Annotated in this window: 16 protein-coding genes and 1 pseudogene; 8 read left to right on the top strand and 9 right to left on the bottom strand. The window is 75.4% G+C overall.

The annotated features are described in order from the left end of the window. Positions 1-72 precede the first annotated feature (72 nt). The gene (locus tag ABWU78_RS17780) at positions 73-2064 is read right to left on the bottom strand and encodes a DUF1349 domain-containing protein (RefSeq protein ID WP_439159093.1); all 1992 of its coding nucleotides are present in this window, start codon (positions 2062-2064) and stop codon (positions 73-75) included. A gap of 258 nt (positions 2065-2322) precedes the next feature. Between ABWU78_RS17780 and ABWU78_RS17775 the strand changes: the two genes are divergently transcribed. After that, the gene (locus tag ABWU78_RS17775) at positions 2323-3345 is read left to right on the top strand and encodes an acetylxylan esterase (protein ID WP_439159092.1); all 1023 of its coding nucleotides are present in this window, start codon (positions 2323-2325) and stop codon (positions 3343-3345) included. On the opposite strand, the gene ABWU78_RS17770 is transcribed toward ABWU78_RS17775, so the two are convergent. From ABWU78_RS17770 to ABWU78_RS17750, 5 genes are all read right to left on the bottom strand, one after another. Continuing rightward, on the bottom strand, positions 3342-3755 hold the full coding sequence (locus ABWU78_RS17770; RefSeq protein ID WP_439159091.1) for a hypothetical protein: 414 nt from the start codon (positions 3753-3755) through the stop codon (positions 3342-3344). The genes ABWU78_RS17775 and ABWU78_RS17770 overlap by 4 nt on opposite strands. A 60-nt stretch (positions 3756-3815) precedes the next feature. Continuing rightward, entirely contained in the window at positions 3816-4766 is a 951-nt protein-coding gene (locus tag ABWU78_RS17765) for a 4-(cytidine 5'-diphospho)-2-C-methyl-D-erythritol kinase (RefSeq protein ID WP_353708561.1), read from the bottom strand. Continuing rightward, positions 4763-5701 carry a 16S rRNA (adenine(1518)-N(6)/adenine(1519)-N(6))-dimethyltransferase RsmA gene (rsmA, locus tag ABWU78_RS17760; RefSeq protein WP_253052839.1) on the bottom strand — a complete coding sequence of 313 codons (939 nt, stop codon included), beginning with the start codon at positions 5699-5701 and terminating at the stop codon, positions 4763-4765. The genes ABWU78_RS17765 and rsmA (ABWU78_RS17760) overlap by 4 nt, the downstream gene beginning before the upstream one ends. 115 nt (positions 5702-5816) lie before the next feature. Next, positions 5817-7226 (bottom strand): transglycosylase family protein, encoded by a 1410-nt coding sequence (locus ABWU78_RS17755; protein ID WP_353708560.1) that lies wholly within the window; start codon positions 7224-7226, stop codon positions 5817-5819. A 332-nt stretch (positions 7227-7558) separates the two neighbouring features. Further along, positions 7559-8569, bottom strand: a complete 1011-nt coding sequence (locus ABWU78_RS17750; protein WP_439159086.1) for a helix-turn-helix transcriptional regulator — start codon at positions 8567-8569, stop codon at positions 7559-7561. Between the two features lie 130 nt (positions 8570-8699). Here ABWU78_RS17750 and ABWU78_RS17745 point away from each other — a divergent pair, with 130 nt between their 5' ends. Continuing rightward, positions 8700-9098: a VOC family protein gene (locus ABWU78_RS17745; protein WP_439159087.1), complete on the top strand. Its 399-nt coding sequence runs from the start codon at positions 8700-8702 to the stop codon at positions 9096-9098. Positions 9099-9163: 65 nt separating this feature from the next. Here the strand turns inward: ABWU78_RS17745 and ABWU78_RS17740 are convergent, their stop codons facing one another. Both ABWU78_RS17740 and ABWU78_RS17735 read right to left on the bottom strand, forming a co-directional pair. Further along, a complete protein-coding gene (locus ABWU78_RS17740; RefSeq protein ID WP_439159088.1) occupies positions 9164-10330 on the bottom strand; it encodes a ubiquitin-like domain-containing protein in 1167 nt (388 codons plus the stop codon). A gap of 186 nt (positions 10331-10516) precedes the next feature. After that, positions 10517-11176 carry a TatD family hydrolase gene (locus ABWU78_RS17735; RefSeq protein WP_439159090.1) on the bottom strand — a complete coding sequence of 220 codons (660 nt, stop codon included), beginning with the start codon at positions 11174-11176 and terminating at the stop codon, positions 10517-10519. On the opposite strand from ABWU78_RS17735, the gene ABWU78_RS17730 reads away from it, so the two are divergent. Both ABWU78_RS17730 and ABWU78_RS17725 read left to right on the top strand, forming a co-directional pair. Beyond that, positions 11090-11968, top strand: coding sequence for a TatD family hydrolase (locus ABWU78_RS17730; protein WP_439159089.1), 879 nt, complete (start codon positions 11090-11092; stop codon positions 11966-11968). The two genes, ABWU78_RS17735 and ABWU78_RS17730, sit on opposite strands and share 87 nt — an antisense overlap. 186 nt (positions 11969-12154) lie before the next feature. Beyond that, the gene (locus ABWU78_RS17725) at positions 12155-13321 is read left to right on the top strand and encodes a ubiquitin-like domain-containing protein (RefSeq protein ID WP_439159088.1); all 1167 of its coding nucleotides are present in this window, start codon (positions 12155-12157) and stop codon (positions 13319-13321) included. A gap of 65 nt (positions 13322-13386) precedes the next feature. Here ABWU78_RS17725 and ABWU78_RS17720 read toward each other — a convergent pair whose 3' ends face one another. Then, positions 13387-13785, bottom strand: a complete 399-nt coding sequence (locus ABWU78_RS17720) for a VOC family protein (RefSeq protein WP_439159087.1) — start codon at positions 13783-13785, stop codon at positions 13387-13389. Positions 13786-13915: 130 nt separating this feature from the next. Here ABWU78_RS17720 and ABWU78_RS17715 point away from each other — a divergent pair, with 130 nt between their 5' ends. The 4 genes and pseudogenes from ABWU78_RS17715 to ABWU78_RS17700 all read left to right on the top strand — a co-directional run. Continuing rightward, positions 13916-14926, top strand: a complete 1011-nt coding sequence (locus ABWU78_RS17715) for a helix-turn-helix transcriptional regulator (RefSeq protein ID WP_439159086.1) — start codon at positions 13916-13918, stop codon at positions 14924-14926. A 332-nt stretch (positions 14927-15258) separates the two neighbouring features. Continuing rightward, positions 15259-16668: a transglycosylase family protein gene (locus ABWU78_RS17710; RefSeq protein WP_353708560.1), complete on the top strand. Its 1410-nt coding sequence runs from the start codon at positions 15259-15261 to the stop codon at positions 16666-16668. A 115-nt stretch (positions 16669-16783) separates the two neighbouring features. Continuing rightward, entirely contained in the window at positions 16784-17722 is a 939-nt protein-coding gene (rsmA, locus tag ABWU78_RS17705; protein WP_253052839.1) for a 16S rRNA (adenine(1518)-N(6)/adenine(1519)-N(6))-dimethyltransferase RsmA, read from the top strand. After that, positions 17719-18012: pseudogene (locus tag ABWU78_RS17700) on the top strand (4-(cytidine 5'-diphospho)-2-C-methyl-D-erythritol kinase); the annotation flags it as partial. The gene rsmA (ABWU78_RS17705) and the pseudogene ABWU78_RS17700, both read left to right, overlap by 4 nt.

Raw genomic sequence — 18012 nt, 5'->3', positions numbered from 1 at the left:
ATGCACGACGGGCCCAGGGACGCACCTCCGAGGTGCATCCCTGGGCCCGCTGTGCGGTGCTCGTCGGCCGCGCTACCCGCAGGTCAGCGCGTCGTAGGTCGCCGAGGTCGAGCCACGCCCGACGCCGTCCGGCCCGGCGACGTCGACCCTCGCCTCCCCGGCCGCGACCGACGTCGAGCGCGTCGCGAAGGACTGGTAGGCGCTGCGCCCGGGCGCGACGTCGGCCACGGTGCGCTCGCCGAACGGCGTCACGAGCCGGACCGTCGCCGCGGCGTCCCCCTCGTTGCGCGCGGTCACCGCGACGTACGCGCGGCCCGCGAGGCAGCGCGTCACGGCCTGCACCTCGACGGCGGGCGCGTCGTCGTCGCACGCGGCCGCCTCCTCGGCGGTCGGGGTCCACCGGAACCAGTCGAACGACGCGACGATCTCCGGCGGCGTCGCGGAGCCGCGCATCGCGAACGGCCCGACGCCCGTCGCACCGAGCGCCGCGACGTCCACGGTGCGGCCCCAGGGCGCGAACTCGACGCCGTCGACCGACACCGACGCCTGCACGGCGCTCCCGTCGCTCGTGAGGCGCAGCCAGAAGGTCTCGCCGAGCCCTGCCGGCGGGACGACCGAGTCGAACCCCGTGTTGCGGTCGGTGCCGTTCTGGCGCCAGATGAACTCGAGGCGCGGGCCGAGCGAGCCGTGCACGAGGTCGAGCTTCGCGTAGTTCGCGTCGTCGCGGTACAGGAGCAGCCCGCCCTGCTGGAAGCGCTCGGTCGGGGAGACGGAGACGGCCGTCGTGACCTCCCACGGCCCGTCCGGGACCGCCTGCAGCGGCAGCGACGCGCCCGCGACGCCGGTCGGGTAGGTCGGGACGCGCAGCGCGCCGTCCACGAGCTCGTGGCGAGCGGTGCCCGCCCGGACGACCGACCAGAGCGCCGGGTCGAGGGACTCGCCGTCGAACTCGTCGGACGCGGCGCCGCTGCACTGCTCGCGCAGCGGGTCGGGGTCCTGGCCTGGCTCGGGCGGGCGGACGGCGTCGGGGTCGCGCTGCGCCCACGCGATCGTCGCGCCCAGCCGGTCGCCGGACTCGTAGAAGAGGTAGGTCTCGTCGCCGTCGGTCACGATCTCGGGCGCAGCCACCCGCCCGGTGTCGTCACCGACGCCGCTGGCCCGGTGCAGCTCCCAGCGCGGCCCGACCTCGGTCATCGTCGGGTCGAGCGTGCGGGCGAACGTGATGCCCGTGGACCCGTGGTAGACCACGTAGAGCTGGCCCTCCCACTCCCACAGGTTGCCGCCGGACACGTTCGTGCCGGTCGCGGCGTCGGGCACGACGAGCGGGTCGGGCCGCACGTCCCAGGTCTTGCCGTCGACCGACTCGGCCACCTTGATGCGCCGGATGTTGTCGGTCCGGTTCTGCATGTACGTCATGGCGAACCGGTAGCCGGACGACGGGTCCGGGTGCTCGACGACGCGCGCGTACGACGTCTCGGTGGTCCCGGCACCGCCGTCGGCGTTGGTGACCGCGATCCCGGAGTCGTCGAACGTCACGCCGTCGGGCGACGTCGCCCACCGCGTCGTCGAGTTCTCGCCGTGGAAGTACAGCAGCACCTCGTCGGCCGCGTCGTCCCACAGGACGTCGGGCGACGAGACGTGCGAGACCCGCTCGTAGAAGGGCAGCCACTCGTTCGCGACGATCGGGTTGTGCGCGTACTCCGTCCACGGGCCCTCGAGCGAGTCGGCGTACATGAGCGAGATCCCGCCCGGGGAGTCGTGCGGGGCGTAGTAGAGGTACCACTCCCCCAGCGGGTCGTCGAGGTACGCGCCCGCGTGGAAGACGCTCGGGAAGATGAACTCGTCCGTCGGGTTGTAGATCATCGACTCCTTGTCGGTGACCACGCCGCGGTACTCGAACACGGGCAGGTCGGACGCGGACGGGCCGTCGGCCGTCGCCCCGGTCGTCGCCCCGGTCGTGGTGACGGCCGTGACCGCGGGCGGCGGTCCCGCGGCGAGGGCCGCCGCGGGGACGACCGCCCCGGCGGCGAGGACCGCCGTCAGGGTGGCGACCGCCGTCGCCACGGCGCGCGGTCTGCGGCGTGGTGCTGCTGCTCGGGTTCTCACAGGGGACCTCCGTCGGTTCCTCGCCGGCGGCGTCGTCGCCGCCGGGCGCCACGTGGAGACGTGGGCTGCTGGCAGTGTCGCCGGACGGGCACGGCGCAGGTCAAAGGGATGATGCGCATTATTAGCGTCCTCACGGTGCGCCGGGCCTCGACGCTAGAGTCGTCCCGACCGCACCTGAATGTCGGACATCAGACGTATTGACCGGAGGATCGCCCCGTGCCGCTCTTCGACCTGCCCCTCGCCGAGCTCGAGACCTACGCCCCCGTGCTCGACGAGCCCGCCGACCTCGACGCCTTCTGGGCGCGGACCCTCGCGGAGTCGCGCGAGGCGGGCGGGGACCCGGCCGGGACGGTGCGGCTGGAGCGCGTGGAGACCGGCCTCGACCTGGTCGTCGTCGACGACGTGACGTTCCCCGGGTTCGCCGGCCAGCCCGTCAAGGCGTGGCTCGTGCGGCCCGCCGAGGCCGCCCGCGCCGCCGCGGCCGGCGACGACGCCCCGCTGCCCGCGGTCGTCGAGTTCCTCGGGTACGGCGGCGGTCGCGGGCTGCCCCACGAGCACCTCGCGTGGGCGAACGCCGGGTACGCGCACCTCGTCGTCGACACGCGCGGGCAGGGCAGCCAGTGGGGCAGCGGCGGCGGCACGCCCGACCCGGCCGGGTCGGGGCCCGCCGTCCCGGGCGTCCTCACGCGCGGCATCGAGGACCCGCACGACCACTACTACCGCCGCGTCTTCACCGACGGCGTGCGGGCGGTCGACGCCGTGCGCTCGGTGCCCGGCGTCGACCCCGAGCGCGTCGCCGTGCACGGCGTGAGCCAGGGCGGCGGCATCGCCATCGCCGTCGCGGGCCTCGCCGACGGGCTCGTCGCGGCCCTCCCGGACGTCCCGTTCCTGTGCCACTACCGCCGCGCCGTCGAGATCACCGACCGCGACCCGTACCGCGAGCTGACGCGCTACCTCGCCGTCCACCGCGACGCGGAGGAGACCGTGTTCCGCACGCTGTCCTACCTCGACGGGGCGGTGCTCGGCCGCCGCGCCACCGCGCCGGCGCTGTTCTCCGTCGCGCTCATGGACCAGGTCTGCCCGCCGTCCACCGTCTACGCGGCGTACAACGGCTGGGGCGCGGCCGCCGGGGCGGCGCCCGAGGCCGAGCGCGCGATCGACGTCTACCGCTACAACGAGCACGAGGGCGGCCAGGGCTACCGCTTCGCCCGTCAGCTCGCCTGGCTGCGCGACCGCTAGACCGCCGGGCCGGGCGACTGCGCGGACGCGCCGCCCGGGGCGGCGCCCAACCGGCGCAGCGCGACGGCCTGGGAGCCCGCGAACAGCCCGACGTCCGCCGCGACCGCGAGGACCGCGAGCAGCACGAGGACGCCCGCCGTCGTCGCCGAGAACGCGGCGACGGCAGCGGCGGCGACGACGTTCGCGACCATGACCGTGCGGAGGGCGACGCGCAGCCGCAGCCGCGCAGCCATCCAGGCGACGGCGGCCGCCCAGACCACCACCGCGACCCCGATCCCCGCGACGACCGGCACCGGCACTCCCAGCGCCGGCGCCCACGACGGAGCGAGTGCGGCGACCGCGCCGCCGAGCACGAGGCAGTACGCGGCGTCGAGCCGCAGGCTGCGCAGTCCGAGCCTGTCCCCTGACATGACGGCGACACTACGCGAACGCCCCGTCCGGCGCGTGGCGGGCCTCGCGTCGGCGGGCGGTCAGTGGGCGACGACGCGGGCGCCGGCGGCGGGCGCGGTGGTGCACCAGACGGTGTCGCACGCGTCGTTCGCGGTCCACGACGCGGCGATCGCGAGCGCGTGCTGGCGGCTGCGCGCGAGGGCGGCGACCGTCGGGCCGGAGCCGGAGACGATCGCGCCGAGCGCGCCGGCCTCGGTCGCGACGTCGAGGGTCCGCTGCAGCTCGGGGCGCAGGGCGAGCGCGGGGCCCTGGAGGTCGTTGCGCAGCACCTGCCCGAGCCCGACCGCGTCCCCGGCACGCAGGGCCTGCATGAGCGCGGTGTCCTCGGCGAGGTCGAGCTCGGCCGGGCCGCCGACGGTCTCGTCGAACGTGCGGTACACCTCCGGCGTGGAGAGTCCGTCGGCCTGGACGGCGAAGACCCAGTGGAACTCGCCGCGCGTCATCGCGGGCGTGAGCACGTCGCCGCGCCCCGTCCCGACGGCGGTGTGCCCGACCAGACCGAACGCGACGTCCGCACCGAGCCCCGCGGCGAGGCGGACGAGGTCGGCGCGGGGCACGCCCGTCTCCCAGAGCGCGTCGCACGCGACGAGCGCGGCGGCCGCGTCGGCGGAGCCGCCCGCCATGCCGCCCGCGACGGGGACCTCCTTGTGGATCTCGAGCCGCACGTCGGGGTCGACGCCCACGTGCTCGGCGAGCGCGACGGCGGCCCGCCACGCGAGGTTCGTCTCGTCGGTCGGCACCACGTCGGCCTGGAGCCCGGTCACGCCGAGCGAGACGCCCGAGCCCGGCGGCACGTGGTGGGCGACGACGTCCTCGCTCAGCCCGACGGCCTGGAAGATCGTCACGAGCGGGTGGTAGCCGTCGTCCTGCAGCGCCCCGACCCGGAGCGAGAGGTTGACCTTGCCGGGTGCGCGCACGCGGACGGACGGGGGTGGCGCGAGGGCGATGCGCGGCGGTCGCGGGGGTGTCACGCGTCCACTGTGCCAGGTCGTCCGGTGCGACGCTCCGCGGGTGCGGCGCCACGGGCGGGGCGCTCGCCGAGGCCGCCGCGCAGGACGAGCTGCTCGGCGACGCGCGCGAAGGCCGCGACGTCCAGCACCTCGCCGCGCGCCTGCGGGTCGACGTCGGCGGCCTCGAGCACCTCGGCGGCCACGCTCGCCGAGCCCGCGAGGCCGGACAGCGCGGAGCGCAGCATCTTGCGCCGCTGCGCGAAGGCCGCGTCGACGACGGCGAACACCTGCTCCCGGGTCGCGGTCGTGGTCGGCGGCTCGCGGCGGTCGAGGGCGACGAGCGCGGAGTCGACGTTCGGCACCGGCCAGAACACGCTGCGGCCGATCGTCCCGGCGCGGCGGGCGTCGGCGTACCAGGCGGCCTTGACCGAGGGGACGCCGTACGTGCGCGACCCGGGCGGGGCGGCGAGCCGGTCCGCGACCTCGGCCTGCACCATGACGAGCACGCGCTCGAGCGAGTCGAACCGCTCGAGGAACGTGAGCAGCACGGGCACCGCCACGTTGTACGGCAGGTTGGCGACCAGCGCCGTCGGGGGCTCCCCGGGCAGCGTCGTCACCTCCAGGGCGTCCGCGCCGACCACCTCGAGGCGGTCGCCGAGGTCGGGCACGTGCGCGGCGACCGTCGTCGGGAGCTGCTGCGCGAGGACCGGGTCGATCTCGACCGCGACGACGCTCGCGCCCGCCTCGAGCAGCCCCAGGGTCAGCGAGCCCAGCCCGGGCCCGACCTCGACGACGCGCTCCCCCGGGCGCACGTCCGCGGCCCGCACGATCTTGCGGACGGTGCCGCCGTCGTGCACGAAGTTCTGGCCGAGGGTCTTGGTGGGGCGGACGCCGAGGCGACCCGCCAGATCACGGATCTCGGCCGGACCCAGCAGGGCACCGCGGGTGTCGCTCATGACAGGCAAGCCTACCGACCGGGGCGGGGACGGTCCGGACGTCGCGGGGACGACGAGAGGGCGGGGCGCCGTGCGCCCCGCCCTCCCTGGTGCGGCCGTGTGTCGTGCTACCGGGTCAGAGAAGACCCAGCTTGCGGGCGCACGCGGGCCACTGGCCCCAGCCCGAGCGGGCCTGGAGCGCCTGGGCGCGCTGCGTCTGCTCGGCGGCCGAGGCCTCCGACGGGAGGCCGGAGCCGCCCATCGCCTGCCACGTCGAGAGCGAGAACTGGTAGAGGCCGTAGTAGCCGTTGCCCGTGTTCGTCGCGGGGTTGCCGCCGGACTCGCACTGCGCGAGCGCGCCCCAGACACCGCCGGGGGCGGAGCCGAGGTCGGCGGCCGGCGCGGACGAGCCGCCCGACGACGGCGTCGACGAGCGCTGCTGCGTCGTGGCCTTCGGCTCGGGCTTGGGGCGCTCCTTGGTGCCCTGCACGAGGATCTTGTTCACCGGCGGCGTGGTGACGCCCTCGGAGACGAGCTCGCGCGACTCCTCGACGCCGTCGACCGTGGTGACACGGTGCACGGTCGTGTGGACGCCCTCGACGCCCTCCTGCTTGACGACCGGGTCGAGGTCCTTGAAGCGGTTCGCGTCCTCCTCGGTGACCGTCTCGAACGGGACGGCCGCCGTGGTGGGCACCTCCTCGACCTTCACGCGCTGCACGACGAGCGAGACCGGCGCGGCGTCGGCCGCCGCCTCGGCGTCCTCGGTCGCGGCGGCGGTGGCCTCGGCGGGTGCCGCCTCGGCAGCGGCGTCGGCCTGAGCCGCGGCGATCTGCTCGGACTTCTCCACGTGGACGCGGTCGAGCTCGCCGAGCTGGATGCCCTGCTGGTCGAGGATCGCGTCGATGCCGATGCTGCCGTCGGGCGCGACCTTGGTCTCGCCGTCCGCGACGACGTTCACGGGGCCGTCCGCGTCGAGGCGGATCGGGAGCGACACGCGCTCGCCGGAGCGGGAGGCCACGAGGCGCACGTCGCTGCCGCGCGAGGCGAGGGTCGTCAGGGCCTCGTCCGCGTCGAGCGCGGTCAGCCAGACGGAGGACTGGGAGCCGTCGACCTGGACGGGCACCTCGCGCCCGTAGCGCACGACGACGTCGCCGCCGCCGCGCAGGGCGGAGTCGACGTCGGGCACGACGAGGTCGCGGTCGCCCACGGCGACGTCCTGCTCGGCGAGCAGGCCCTCGACGGACCCGGCGAACGTCGTGACGGTCGTGATCTGGCCGTCGACGTCGAGCTGGACGGTCTTGCGCGCGTTGCCGTAGGCGACGGCGCCGGTCGCGAGCAGGACGACGGCGGTGGCGCCGGCCACGAGGGGCCAGCGGCGGCGACGGCGGGCGGTGGTCGCGGGGCTCTGGGGGCTCTCCGCGGGGCCGTCGGTGAGGGTCGGGGGGTTCTGGAGGGTCGTGTCGGCGCTCTCGGGGGCGCCGGCCGCGTCAGCGGTCCGGTGGAAGGGGTTCTTCACTCGGGTCCAGTCGTCGGGGGTCCCGGGCACGGCGGCTCGACGGCGCGTGCGCGCCACCCGCGGCCCGCGGCGGACGTGCGTCCTCCGCGGCGGGCGCACACGTGCGTCCGCGGGTCTCGAGCGGCCGATCCGGCTGCCGGCGCCAACCCCGGCGCCCCTTCCCCAGGGCCCGACGACGGCGCACCGCCCGCGAGGTCCGGGCACGTCTCCCGCGGTCCGGACGGACCGTGGGGCATGCCGTTCGCACGCGAGCGACGTTCGACCGTAACCGATCCGTTATCCAAGTCCAACCCCTGCGCCGCTAGACTGGGAGGTTCTGTCCGGTTTTCATCATGTATGTCATGGCCACCTCCACGCGCTTCTCACCCGGCGTCACCGGCGCCGCCACGCGCGAGGACGTCGTCCACCGCGCCCGAGGTCGCACGCGCTGATCGCGCGGCCCGCTCCCCGATCCGAGCCAGCGTCGCCGCCAGCTCGGGCGGGTCGAGCACCGTCAGGTCGACGTCGAGGCCCAGCAGGAACCCGGCGAGCCGGGCGAGCGACGTGCCCCCGGTCTCGAGCACGCACGCGTCCGGCCCGTCGTCGACGAGCACGCCGGCGCCCGGCTCCATCCGGTCGGCCACCGTGCTCGCCGGCGCGTGCAGGCGCACGCGCGCGGGGTGCGCCCACGCCACCGAGCCGACGCCGCGGACGACGTGGGCGACCGCGTCGCCGCCCGGCACGGGGCGGGGCGTGAAGCGAGGCCCGCCGGGCGAGCGCAGGCGCAGCCGGTCGACGCGGAAGGTCCGCCAGTCGTCGCGGCCCTGGTCGAACGCCAGGAGGTACCACCGTCGCCCGACGTGCACGAGCCGGTACGGCTCGACCGCCCGGGACGTCGTCGTCCCGTCGTGGGCCCGGTACTCGATCCGGAGGCCTGTGCGGGCGGCGACGGCCGCCGCGATGTCGGCGAGCACGCGGGCGTCGACCGCCGGCCCGCCCACCGGCGCGCTCGCGACCGCGGCGCGCAGCGCGTCGGCCCGGGCGCGCAGCCGCGCGGGCAGCACCGTGTCGAGCTTGACGAGCGCGCGCCGCGCGGCGTCCTCGACCCCCGTGATCGACCCCGTGGCAGCGGCTCGCAGCGACACCGCCACGACCGCGGCCTCCTCGTCGTCGAGCAGGAGCGGGGGCAGCGCGGTCCCGGACCCGAGCCGGTAGCCGCCCGCCGTCCCCGGCGCCGACCGCACCTCGTACCCGAGGAGCCGCAGCCGCTCCACGTCGTTGCGGACCGTGCGGGTCGTGACGCCGAGCCGCTCCGCCAGCTCGGGCCCCGACCACGTCGGGCGTGTCGGGAGGAGCGCGAGCAGGCGCAGGAGTCGTACCGAGGTGTCGAGCACGGATCCATCCTCTCGCACCATGCGGAACCGCACGTTCCGCATGAGGTCCTACTGTCGTGGTGTCGGTCCCGCCGGGTCGACGACCGCGGTCCCCGGGACGGAACCGGGGACGACGACGAGGGAGACGAGCATGCTGCGTGGGATGGCGACGCTGAACCTGTGGGCCGACGACCTGGAGGCCGCGTCCGCGTGGTACTCGGAGGTCCTGGGGACGGACCCGTACTACGTCGTGCCCGGCGGGTACGTGGAGTTCCGCATCGGCGACCGCCAGGACGAGCTCGGCATCATCGCCCGGTCCTGGTCCCCGCGGCCCCAGCCGGAGACCCCCGGGGGCGCGATCGTGAACTGGCACGTCGACGACGTGCGCGACGCGTTCGCCCGGCTCCTCGCGCTCGGCGCGACCGAGTACGAGGGGGTCGTCGAGCGCGGCGAGGGCACCGGCTTCGTGACGGCGTCGGTGGTCGACCCGTTCGGCAACGTGCTGGGGATCATGCAGAACCCGCACTACCTCGAGATGCTCGAGCGCTAGCCCGGGCGCCCGCGGACCGCGGGCGCCTTATCGGCGCCGGCACCGCACCGGCGCCGCGACGGGTCTCAGTACCAGCCCTTGGCCACCGAGTGCGACCAGGCTGCGCACGGCGTGCCGTAGCGGCCCTCGATGTAGCCGAGGCCCCACGTGATCTGCGTCGCCGGGTTGGTCCGCCAGTCGGCGCCCGCGCTCGACATCTTGGACCCGGGCAGCGCCTGCGGGATCCCGTACGCGCTCGAGCTCGGGTTGTCGGCGTCGACCCGCCAGTTGCTCTCCTTGGTCCACAGCTTGTCGAGGCACGTGAACTCGTCGTCGCCCCACCCACGCTGGGCCGCGAGCGAGCGGCCGATCGCCCGCGCCGAGCCGGGGTCCACCGAGACCGAGACGTCCATCGTCCCGACCTTGATGATCTCGTTGCGCGGCTCCGTCGTGACCGTGCGCGTGAGGACCGTGCGCGACACCTCGGCACCGCCGAGGGTCTGGACGGCGTACGTCGTGGTCGCCTCGCCCACGCGGCCGGACTGGACGACGACCCGGTGCCCCTTCGGCAGGTTCGGGTCCTCGACCTCCTCCGTGGTGAAGGGCAGCACCTCGGTGACGGTCGTGGCCGACGCCGCGGCGCGGCTCACGAGGACGAGCATGCCGTCGACCGCGGCCGCGTCGAGCGGCGCGGACGTGCTGTCGCCCTCGGCCAGCACGATGCCCGCCGTCGCGAGGACGCCGCGCACCGTGGGCTCCGCCGTCGTGATGGGCATGACCGCGCCGTCGACGGCGACGTGGACGGTCTTGAGCGTGGAGACCCGGATCGGGTCGCGACCGAGCGCCTGGGTGCGGGACACCTCGGTGACGGCGCCCTCGGCGCGCAGGCCGAGGTAGGTGAGGAGCTCGCCGACGGTGCGCGCCGTCGTGGAGATCGTCTGGACCTGGCCGTCGATCTCGATCGTCACGTCGTGGCTCGTCCGGACGACGATCGTGCCGCCGTCGTGCGCGGAGTCCGTCAGACCCGGCTCGACGAGGTCCTCCGCGCCGACCGTGACGTCCTGGTAGTCGAGCACCTCGGCGACCGTCCGCCCGTACGCGGAGACGTCGTACAGCTCGCCGTCCACGTCGAGCGTGACGCTCTTCTGGAGCGAGGCGAACGCACCGGTGACGACCACGAGGCTCGCGACGACGACGCCCCGGGCCGCCAGCCGCTGCAGGCGCCGGCGACCGGTTCCGTCAGGTGCGAGCACGCGCACGGTCCCTTCTGGGGAGCGGCCCTCGGCGAGCGCCGAGAGCGAGGTGGGGCACGTCGTCGGCGCACGGCGCGCGACGCACGGACCTGACCGTAGCCGAAACGTGACCCAGGACGAAACCTCCGGTTCGCCCCGGAACGGGCGGTGCCGCGCGGCGACGGGTCCCCCTCCGTCGTGCCCGCCTCACCAGGGCCCGTAGACCGCGACCGACGTCGCGGCGAGCCGCGCGCAGACGTCCGCGAGCGGGAGCCCCACCACCTCGGCGACGGTACGGACCGTCGTCGGCAGCACGTACGGGGCGTTGGGACGGCCCCGGTACGGGTGCGGCGTGAGGTACGGCGCGTCCGTCTCGACGAGGACCTGCTCGAGCGGCACCTCCCGCAGGGAGGCCCGCAGCTCGTCGTTCGCGCGGAACGTCACCGGGCCCGCGAAGGACAGGTACCAGCCCTGCTCCGCGCAGAACCGGGCCATGGCGGCGTCGCCCGAGTAGCAGTGGAAGACCGTCCGCTCCGGCGCGCCGTCGCGCGCGAGGACGTCGAGCACCTGCGCGTGGGCGTCGCGGTCGTGGATCTGGAGCGCGAGGCCGAGCTCCTTAGCGAGTGCGACGTGCGCCCGGAACGCCTCCCGCTGTACAGCCTCGCCCTGCGGTCCGGTACGGAACAGGTCCATCCCCGTCTCGCCGATCGCCCGCACGCGGTCGTTCACGCGCGCGATCGCCGCGATCTCGGCGACGGCGTCGTCGAGCGGGACGTCGTGGTGCGCCTGCGGGTCGGGCGCGAGCCCGTCCGGCCCGACCTCCCGCACCCCACCGTGCAGCACGGCCTCGTTCGGATGGATGGCCACGGCCCCGAGCACCCGCCCCACCCCCGTCCCCCCACGGCCGACCAGGTGATCCTGGCTCGTCCCGGCGCCGGGACGAGCCAGGATCACCTGGTCGGCCGTGGGGGGACGGGGGTGGGGCGGGTGCTCGGGGCCGTGGCCATCCATCCGAACGAGGCCGTGCTGCACGGTGGGGTGCGGGAGGTCGGGCCGGACGGGCTCGCGCCCGACCCGCAGGCGCACCACGACGTCCCGCTCGACGACGCCGTCGCCGAGATCGCGGCGATCGCGCGCGTGAACGACCGCGTGCGGGCGATCGGCGAGACGGGGATGGACCTGTTCCGTACCGGACCGCAGGGCGAGGCTGTACAGCGGGAGGCGTTCCGGGCGCACGTCGCACTCGCTAAGGAGCTCGGCCTCGCGCTCCAGATCCACGACCGCGACGCCCACGCGCAGGTGCTCGACGTCCTCGCGCGCGACGGCGCGCCGGAGCGGACGGTCTTCCACTGCTACTCGGGCGACGCCGCCATGGCCCGGTTCTGCGCGGAGCAGGGCTGGTACCTGTCCTTCGCGGGCCCGGTGACGTTCCGCGCGAACGACGAGCTGCGGGCCTCCCTGCGGGAGGTGCCGCTCGAGCAGGTCCTCGTCGAGACGGACGCGCCGTACCTCACGCCGCACCCGTACCGGGGCCGTCCCAACGCCCCGTACGTGCTGCCGACGACGGTCCGTACCGTCGCCGAGGTGGTGGGGCTCCCGCTCGCGGACGTCTGCGCGCGGCTCGCCGCGACGTCGGTCGCGGTCTACGGGCCCTGGTGAGGCGGGCACGACGGAGGGGGACCCGTCGCCGCGCGGCACCGCCCGTTCCGGGGCGAACCGGAGGTTTCGTCCTGGGTCACGTTTCGGCTACGGTCAGGTCCGTGCGTCGCGCGCCGTGCGCCGACGACGTGCCCCACCTCGCTCTCGGCGCTCGCCGAGGGCCGCTCCCCAGAAGGGACCGTGCGCGTGCTCGCACCTGACGGAACCGGTCGCCGGCGCCTGCAGCGGCTGGCGGCCCGGGGCGTCGTCGTCGCGAGCCTCGTGGTCGTCACCGGTGCGTTCGCCTCGCTCCAGAAGAGCGTCACGCTCGACGTGGACGGCGAGCTGTACGACGTCTCCGCGTACGGGCGGACGGTCGCCGAGGTGCTCGACTACCAGGACGTCACGGTCGGCGCGGAGGACCTCGTCGAGCCGGGTCTGACGGACTCCGCGCACGACGGCGGCACGATCGTCGTCCGGACGAGCCACGACGTGACGATCGAGATCGACGGCCAGGTCCAGACGATCTCCACGACGGCGCGCACCGTCGGCGAGCTCCTCACCTACCTCGGCCTGCGCGCCGAGGGCGCCGTCACCGAGGTGTCCCGCACCCAGGCGCTCGGTCGCGACCCGATCCGGGTCTCCACGCTCAAGACCGTCCACGTCGCCGTCGACGGCGCGGTCATGCCCATCACGACGGCGGAGCCCACGGTGCGCGGCGTCCTCGCGACGGCGGGCATCGTGCTGGCCGAGGGCGACAGCACGTCCGCGCCGCTCGACGCGGCCGCGGTCGACGGCATGCTCGTCCTCGTGAGCCGCGCCGCGGCGTCGGCCACGACCGTCACCGAGGTGCTGCCCTTCACCACGGAGGAGGTCGAGGACCCGAACCTGCCGAAGGGGCACCGGGTCGTCGTCCAGTCCGGCCGCGTGGGCGAGGCGACCACGACGTACGCCGTCCAGACCCTCGGCGGTGCCGAGGTGTCGCGCACGGTCCTCACGCGCACGGTCACGACGGAGCCGCGCAACGAGATCATCAAGGTCGGGACGATGGACGTCTCGGTCTCGGTGGACCCCGGCTCGGCGCGGGCGATCGGCCGCTCGCTCGCGGCCCAGCGTGGGTGGGGCGACGACGAGTTCACGTGCCTCGACAAGCTGTGGACCAAGGAGAGCAACTGGCGGGTCGACGCCGACAACCCGAGCTCGAGCGCGTACGGGATCCCGCAGGCGCTGCCCGGGTCCAAGATGTCGAGCGCGGGCGCCGACTGGCGGACCAACCCGGCGACGCAGATCACGTGGGGCCTCGGCTACATCGAGGGCCGCTACGGCACGCCGTGCGCAGCCTGGTCGCACTCGGTGGCCAAGGGCTGGTACTGAGACCCGTCGCGGCGCCGGTGCGGTGCCGGCGCCGATAAGGCGCCCGCGGTCCGCGGGCGCCCGGGCTAGCGCTCGAGCATCTCGAGGTAGTGCGGGTTCTGCATGATCCCCAGCACGTTGCCGAACGGGTCGACCACCGACGCCGTCACGAAGCCGGTGCCCTCGCCGCGCTCGACGACCCCCTCGTACTCGGTCGCGCCGAGCGCGAGGAGCCGGGCGAACGCGTCGCGCACGTCGTCGACGTGCCAGTTCACGATCGCGCCCCCGGGGGTCTCCGGCTGGGGCCGCGGGGACCAGGACCGGGCGATGATGCCGAGCTCGTCCTGGCGGTCGCCGATGCGGAACTCCACGTACCCGCCGGGCACGACGTAGTACGGGTCCGTCCCCAGGACCTCCGAGTACCACGCGGACGCGGCCTCCAGGTCGTCGGCCCACAGGTTCAGCGTCGCCATCCCACGCAGCATGCTCGTCTCCCTCGTCGTCGTCCCCGGTTCCGTCCCGGGGACCGCGGTCGTCGACCCGGCGGGACCGACACCACGACAGTAGGACCTCATGCGGAACGTGCGGTTCCGCATGGTGCGAGAGGATGGATCCGTGCTCGACACCTCGGTACGACTCCTGCGCCTGCTCGCGCTCCTCCCGACACGCCCGACGTGGTCGGGGCCCGAGCTGGCGGAGCGGCTCGGCGTCACGACCCGCACGGTCCGCAACGACGTGGAGCGGCTGCGGCTCCTCGGGTACGAGGTGCGGTCGGCGCCGGGGACGGCGGGCGGCTACCGGCTCGGGTCCGGGACCGCGCTGCCCCCGCTCCTGCTCGACGACGAGGAGGCCGCGGTCGTGGCGGTGTCGCTGCGAGCCGCTGCCACGGGGTCGATCACGGGGGTCGAGGACGCCGCGCGGCGCGCGCTCGTCAAGCTCGACACGGTGCTGCCCGCGCGGCTGCGCGCCCGGGCCGACGCGCTGCGCGCCGCGGTCGCGAGCGCGCCGGTGGGCGGGCCGGCGGTCGACGCCCGCGTGCTCGCCGACATCGCGGCGGCCGTCGCCGCCCGCACAGGCCTCCGGATCGAGTACCGGGCCCACGACGGGACGACGACGTCCCGGGCGGTCGAGCCGTACCGGCTCGTGCACGTCGGGCGACGGTGGTACCTCCTGGCGTTCGACCAGGGCCGCGACGACTGGCGGACCTTCCGCGTCGACCGGCTGCGCCTGCGCTCGCCCGGCGGGCCTCGCTTCACGCCCCGCCCCGTGCCGGGCGGCGACGCGGTCGCCCACGTCGTCCGCGGCGTCGGCTCGGTGGCGTGGGCGCACCCCGCGCGCGTGCGCCTGCACGCGCCGGCGAGCACGGTGGCCGACCGGATGGAGCCGGGCGCCGGCGTGCTCGTCGACGACGGGCCGGACGCGTGCGTGCTCGAGACCGGGGGCACGTCGCTCGCCCGGCTCGCCGGGTTCCTGCTGGGCCTCGACGTCGACCTGACGGTGCTCGACCCGCCCGAGCTGGCGGCGACGCTGGCTCGGATCGGGGAGCGGGCCGCGCGATCAGCGCGTGCGACCTCGGGCGCGGTGGACGACGTCCTCGCGCGTGGCGGCGCCGGTGACGCCGGGTGAGAAGCGCGTGGAGGTGGCCATGACATACATGATGAAAACCGGACAGAACCTCCCAGTCTAGCGGCGCAGGGGTTGGACTTGGATAACGGATCGGTTACGGTCGAACGTCGCTCGCGTGCGAACGGCATGCCCCACGGTCCGTCCGGACCGCGGGAGACGTGCCCGGACCTCGCGGGCGGTGCGCCGTCGTCGGGCCCTGGGGAAGGGGCGCCGGGGTTGGCGCCGGCAGCCGGATCGGCCGCTCGAGACCCGCGGACGCACGTGTGCGCCCGCCGCGGAGGACGCACGTCCGCCGCGGGCCGCGGGTGGCGCGCACGCGCCGTCGAGCCGCCGTGCCCGGGACCCCCGACGACTGGACCCGAGTGAAGAACCCCTTCCACCGGACCGCTGACGCGGCCGGCGCCCCCGAGAGCGCCGACACGACCCTCCAGAACCCCCCGACCCTCACCGACGGCCCCGCGGAGAGCCCCCAGAGCCCCGCGACCACCGCCCGCCGTCGCCGCCGCTGGCCCCTCGTGGCCGGCGCCACCGCCGTCGTCCTGCTCGCGACCGGCGCCGTCGCCTACGGCAACGCGCGCAAGACCGTCCAGCTCGACGTCGACGGCCAGATCACGACCGTCACGACGTTCGCCGGGTCCGTCGAGGGCCTGCTCGCCGAGCAGGACGTCGCCGTGGGCGACCGCGACCTCGTCGTGCCCGACGTCGACTCCGCCCTGCGCGGCGGCGGCGACGTCGTCGTGCGCTACGGGCGCGAGGTGCCCGTCCAGGTCGACGGCTCCCAGTCCTCCGTCTGGCTGACCGCGCTCGACGCGGACGAGGCCCTGACGACCCTCGCCTCGCGCGGCAGCGACGTGCGCCTCGTGGCCTCCCGCTCCGGCGAGCGCGTGTCGCTCCCGATCCGCCTCGACGCGGACGGCCCCGTGAACGTCGTCGCGGACGGCGAGACCAAGGTCGCGCCCGACGGCAGCATCGGCATCGACGCGATCCTCGACCAGCAGGGCATCCAGCTCGGCGAGCTCGACCGCGTCCACGTGGAGAAGTCCGAGCAGATCGCCGCGGCTCAGGCCGACGCCGCTGCCGAGGCGGCACCCGCCGAGGCCACCGCCGCCGCGACCGAGGACGCCGAGGCGGCGGCCGACGCCGCGCCGGTCTCGCTCGTCGTGCAGCGCGTGAAGGTCGAGGAGGTGCCCACCACGGCGGCCGTCCCGTTCGAGACGGTCACCGAGGAGGACGCGAACCGCTTCAAGGACCTCGACCCGGTCGTCAAGCAGGAGGGCGTCGAGGGCGTCCACACGACCGTGCACCGTGTCACCACGGTCGACGGCGTCGAGGAGTCGCGCGAGCTCGTCTCCGAGGGCGTCACCACGCCGCCGGTGAACAAGATCCTCGTGCAGGGCACCAAGGAGCGCCCCAAGCCCGAGCCGAAGGCCACGACGCAGCAGCGCTCGTCGACGCCGTCGTCGGGCGGCTCGTCCGCGCCGGCCGCCGACCTCGGCTCCGCCCCCGGCGGTGTCTGGGGCGCGCTCGCGCAGTGCGAGTCCGGCGGCAACCCCGCGACGAACACGGGCAACGGCTACTACGGCCTCTACCAGTTCTCGCTCTCGACGTGGCAGGCGATGGGCGGCTCCGGCCTCCCGTCGGAGGCCTCGGCCGCCGAGCAGACGCAGCGCGCCCAGGCGCTCCAGGCCCGCTCGGGCTGGGGCCAGTGGCCCGCGTGCGCCCGCAAGCTGGGTCTTCTCTGACCCGGTAGCACGACACACGGCCGCACCAGGGAGGGCGGGGCGCACGGCGCCCCGCCCTCTCGTCGTCCCCGCGACGTCCGGACCGTCCCCGCCCCGGTCGGTAGGCTTGCCTGTCATGAGCGACACCCGCGGTGCCCTGCTGGGTCCGGCCGAGATCCGTGATCTGGCGGGTCGCCTCGGCGTCCGCCCCACCAAGACCCTCGGCCAGAACTTCGTGCACGACGGCGGCACCGTCCGCAAGATCGTGCGGGCCGCGGACGTGCGCCCGGGGGAGCGCGTCGTCGAGGTCGGGCCCGGGCTGGGCTCGCTGACCCTGGGGCTGCTCGAGGCGGGCGCGAGCGTCGTCGCGGTCGAGATCGACCCGGTCCTCGCGCAGCAGCTCCCGACGACGGTCGCCGCGCACGTGCCCGACCTCGGCGACCGCCTCGAGGTGGTCGGCGCGGACGCCCTGGAGGTGACGACGCTGCCCGGGGAGCCCCCGACGGCGCTGGTCGCCAACCTGCCGTACAACGTGGCGGTGCCCGTGCTGCTCACGTTCCTCGAGCGGTTCGACTCGCTCGAGCGCGTGCTCGTCATGGTGCAGGCCGAGGTCGCGGACCGGCTCGCCGCCCCGCCCGGGTCGCGCACGTACGGCGTCCCCTCGGTCAAGGCCGCCTGGTACGCCGACGCCCGCCGCGCCGGGACGATCGGCCGCAGCGTGTTCTGGCCGGTGCCGAACGTCGACTCCGCGCTCGTCGCCCTCGACCGCCGCGAGCCGCCGACCACGACCGCGACCCGGGAGCAGGTGTTCGCCGTCGTCGACGCGGCCTTCGCGCAGCGGCGCAAGATGCTGCGCTCCGCGCTGTCCGGCCTCGCGGGCTCGGCGAGCGTGGCCGCCGAGGTGCTCGAGGCCGCCGACGTCGACCCGCAGGCGCGCGGCGAGGTGCTGGACGTCGCGGCCTTCGCGCGCGTCGCCGAGCAGCTCGTCCTGCGCGGCGGCCTCGGCGAGCGCCCCGCCCGTGGCGCCGCACCCGCGGAGCGTCGCACCGGACGACCTGGCACAGTGGACGCGTGACACCCCCGCGACCGCCGCGCATCGCCCTCGCGCCACCCCCGTCCGTCCGCGTGCGCGCACCCGGCAAGGTCAACCTCTCGCTCCGGGTCGGGGCGCTGCAGGACGACGGCTACCACCCGCTCGTGACGATCTTCCAGGCCGTCGGGCTGAGCGAGGACGTCGTCGCCCACCACGTGCCGCCGGGCTCGGGCGTCTCGCTCGGCGTGACCGGGCTCCAGGCCGACGTGGTGCCGACCGACGAGACGAACCTCGCGTGGCGGGCCGCCGTCGCGCTCGCCGAGCACGTGGGC

This window comes from Cellulosimicrobium sp. CpK407 (assembly GCF_051844275.1).
GTDB lineage: Bacteria > Actinomycetota > Actinomycetes > Actinomycetales > Cellulomonadaceae > Cellulosimicrobium > Cellulosimicrobium cellulans_G.
The sequence above is the reverse complement of the archived record's forward strand: the minus strand, read 5'-3'. Positions and strand labels throughout refer to the sequence as shown.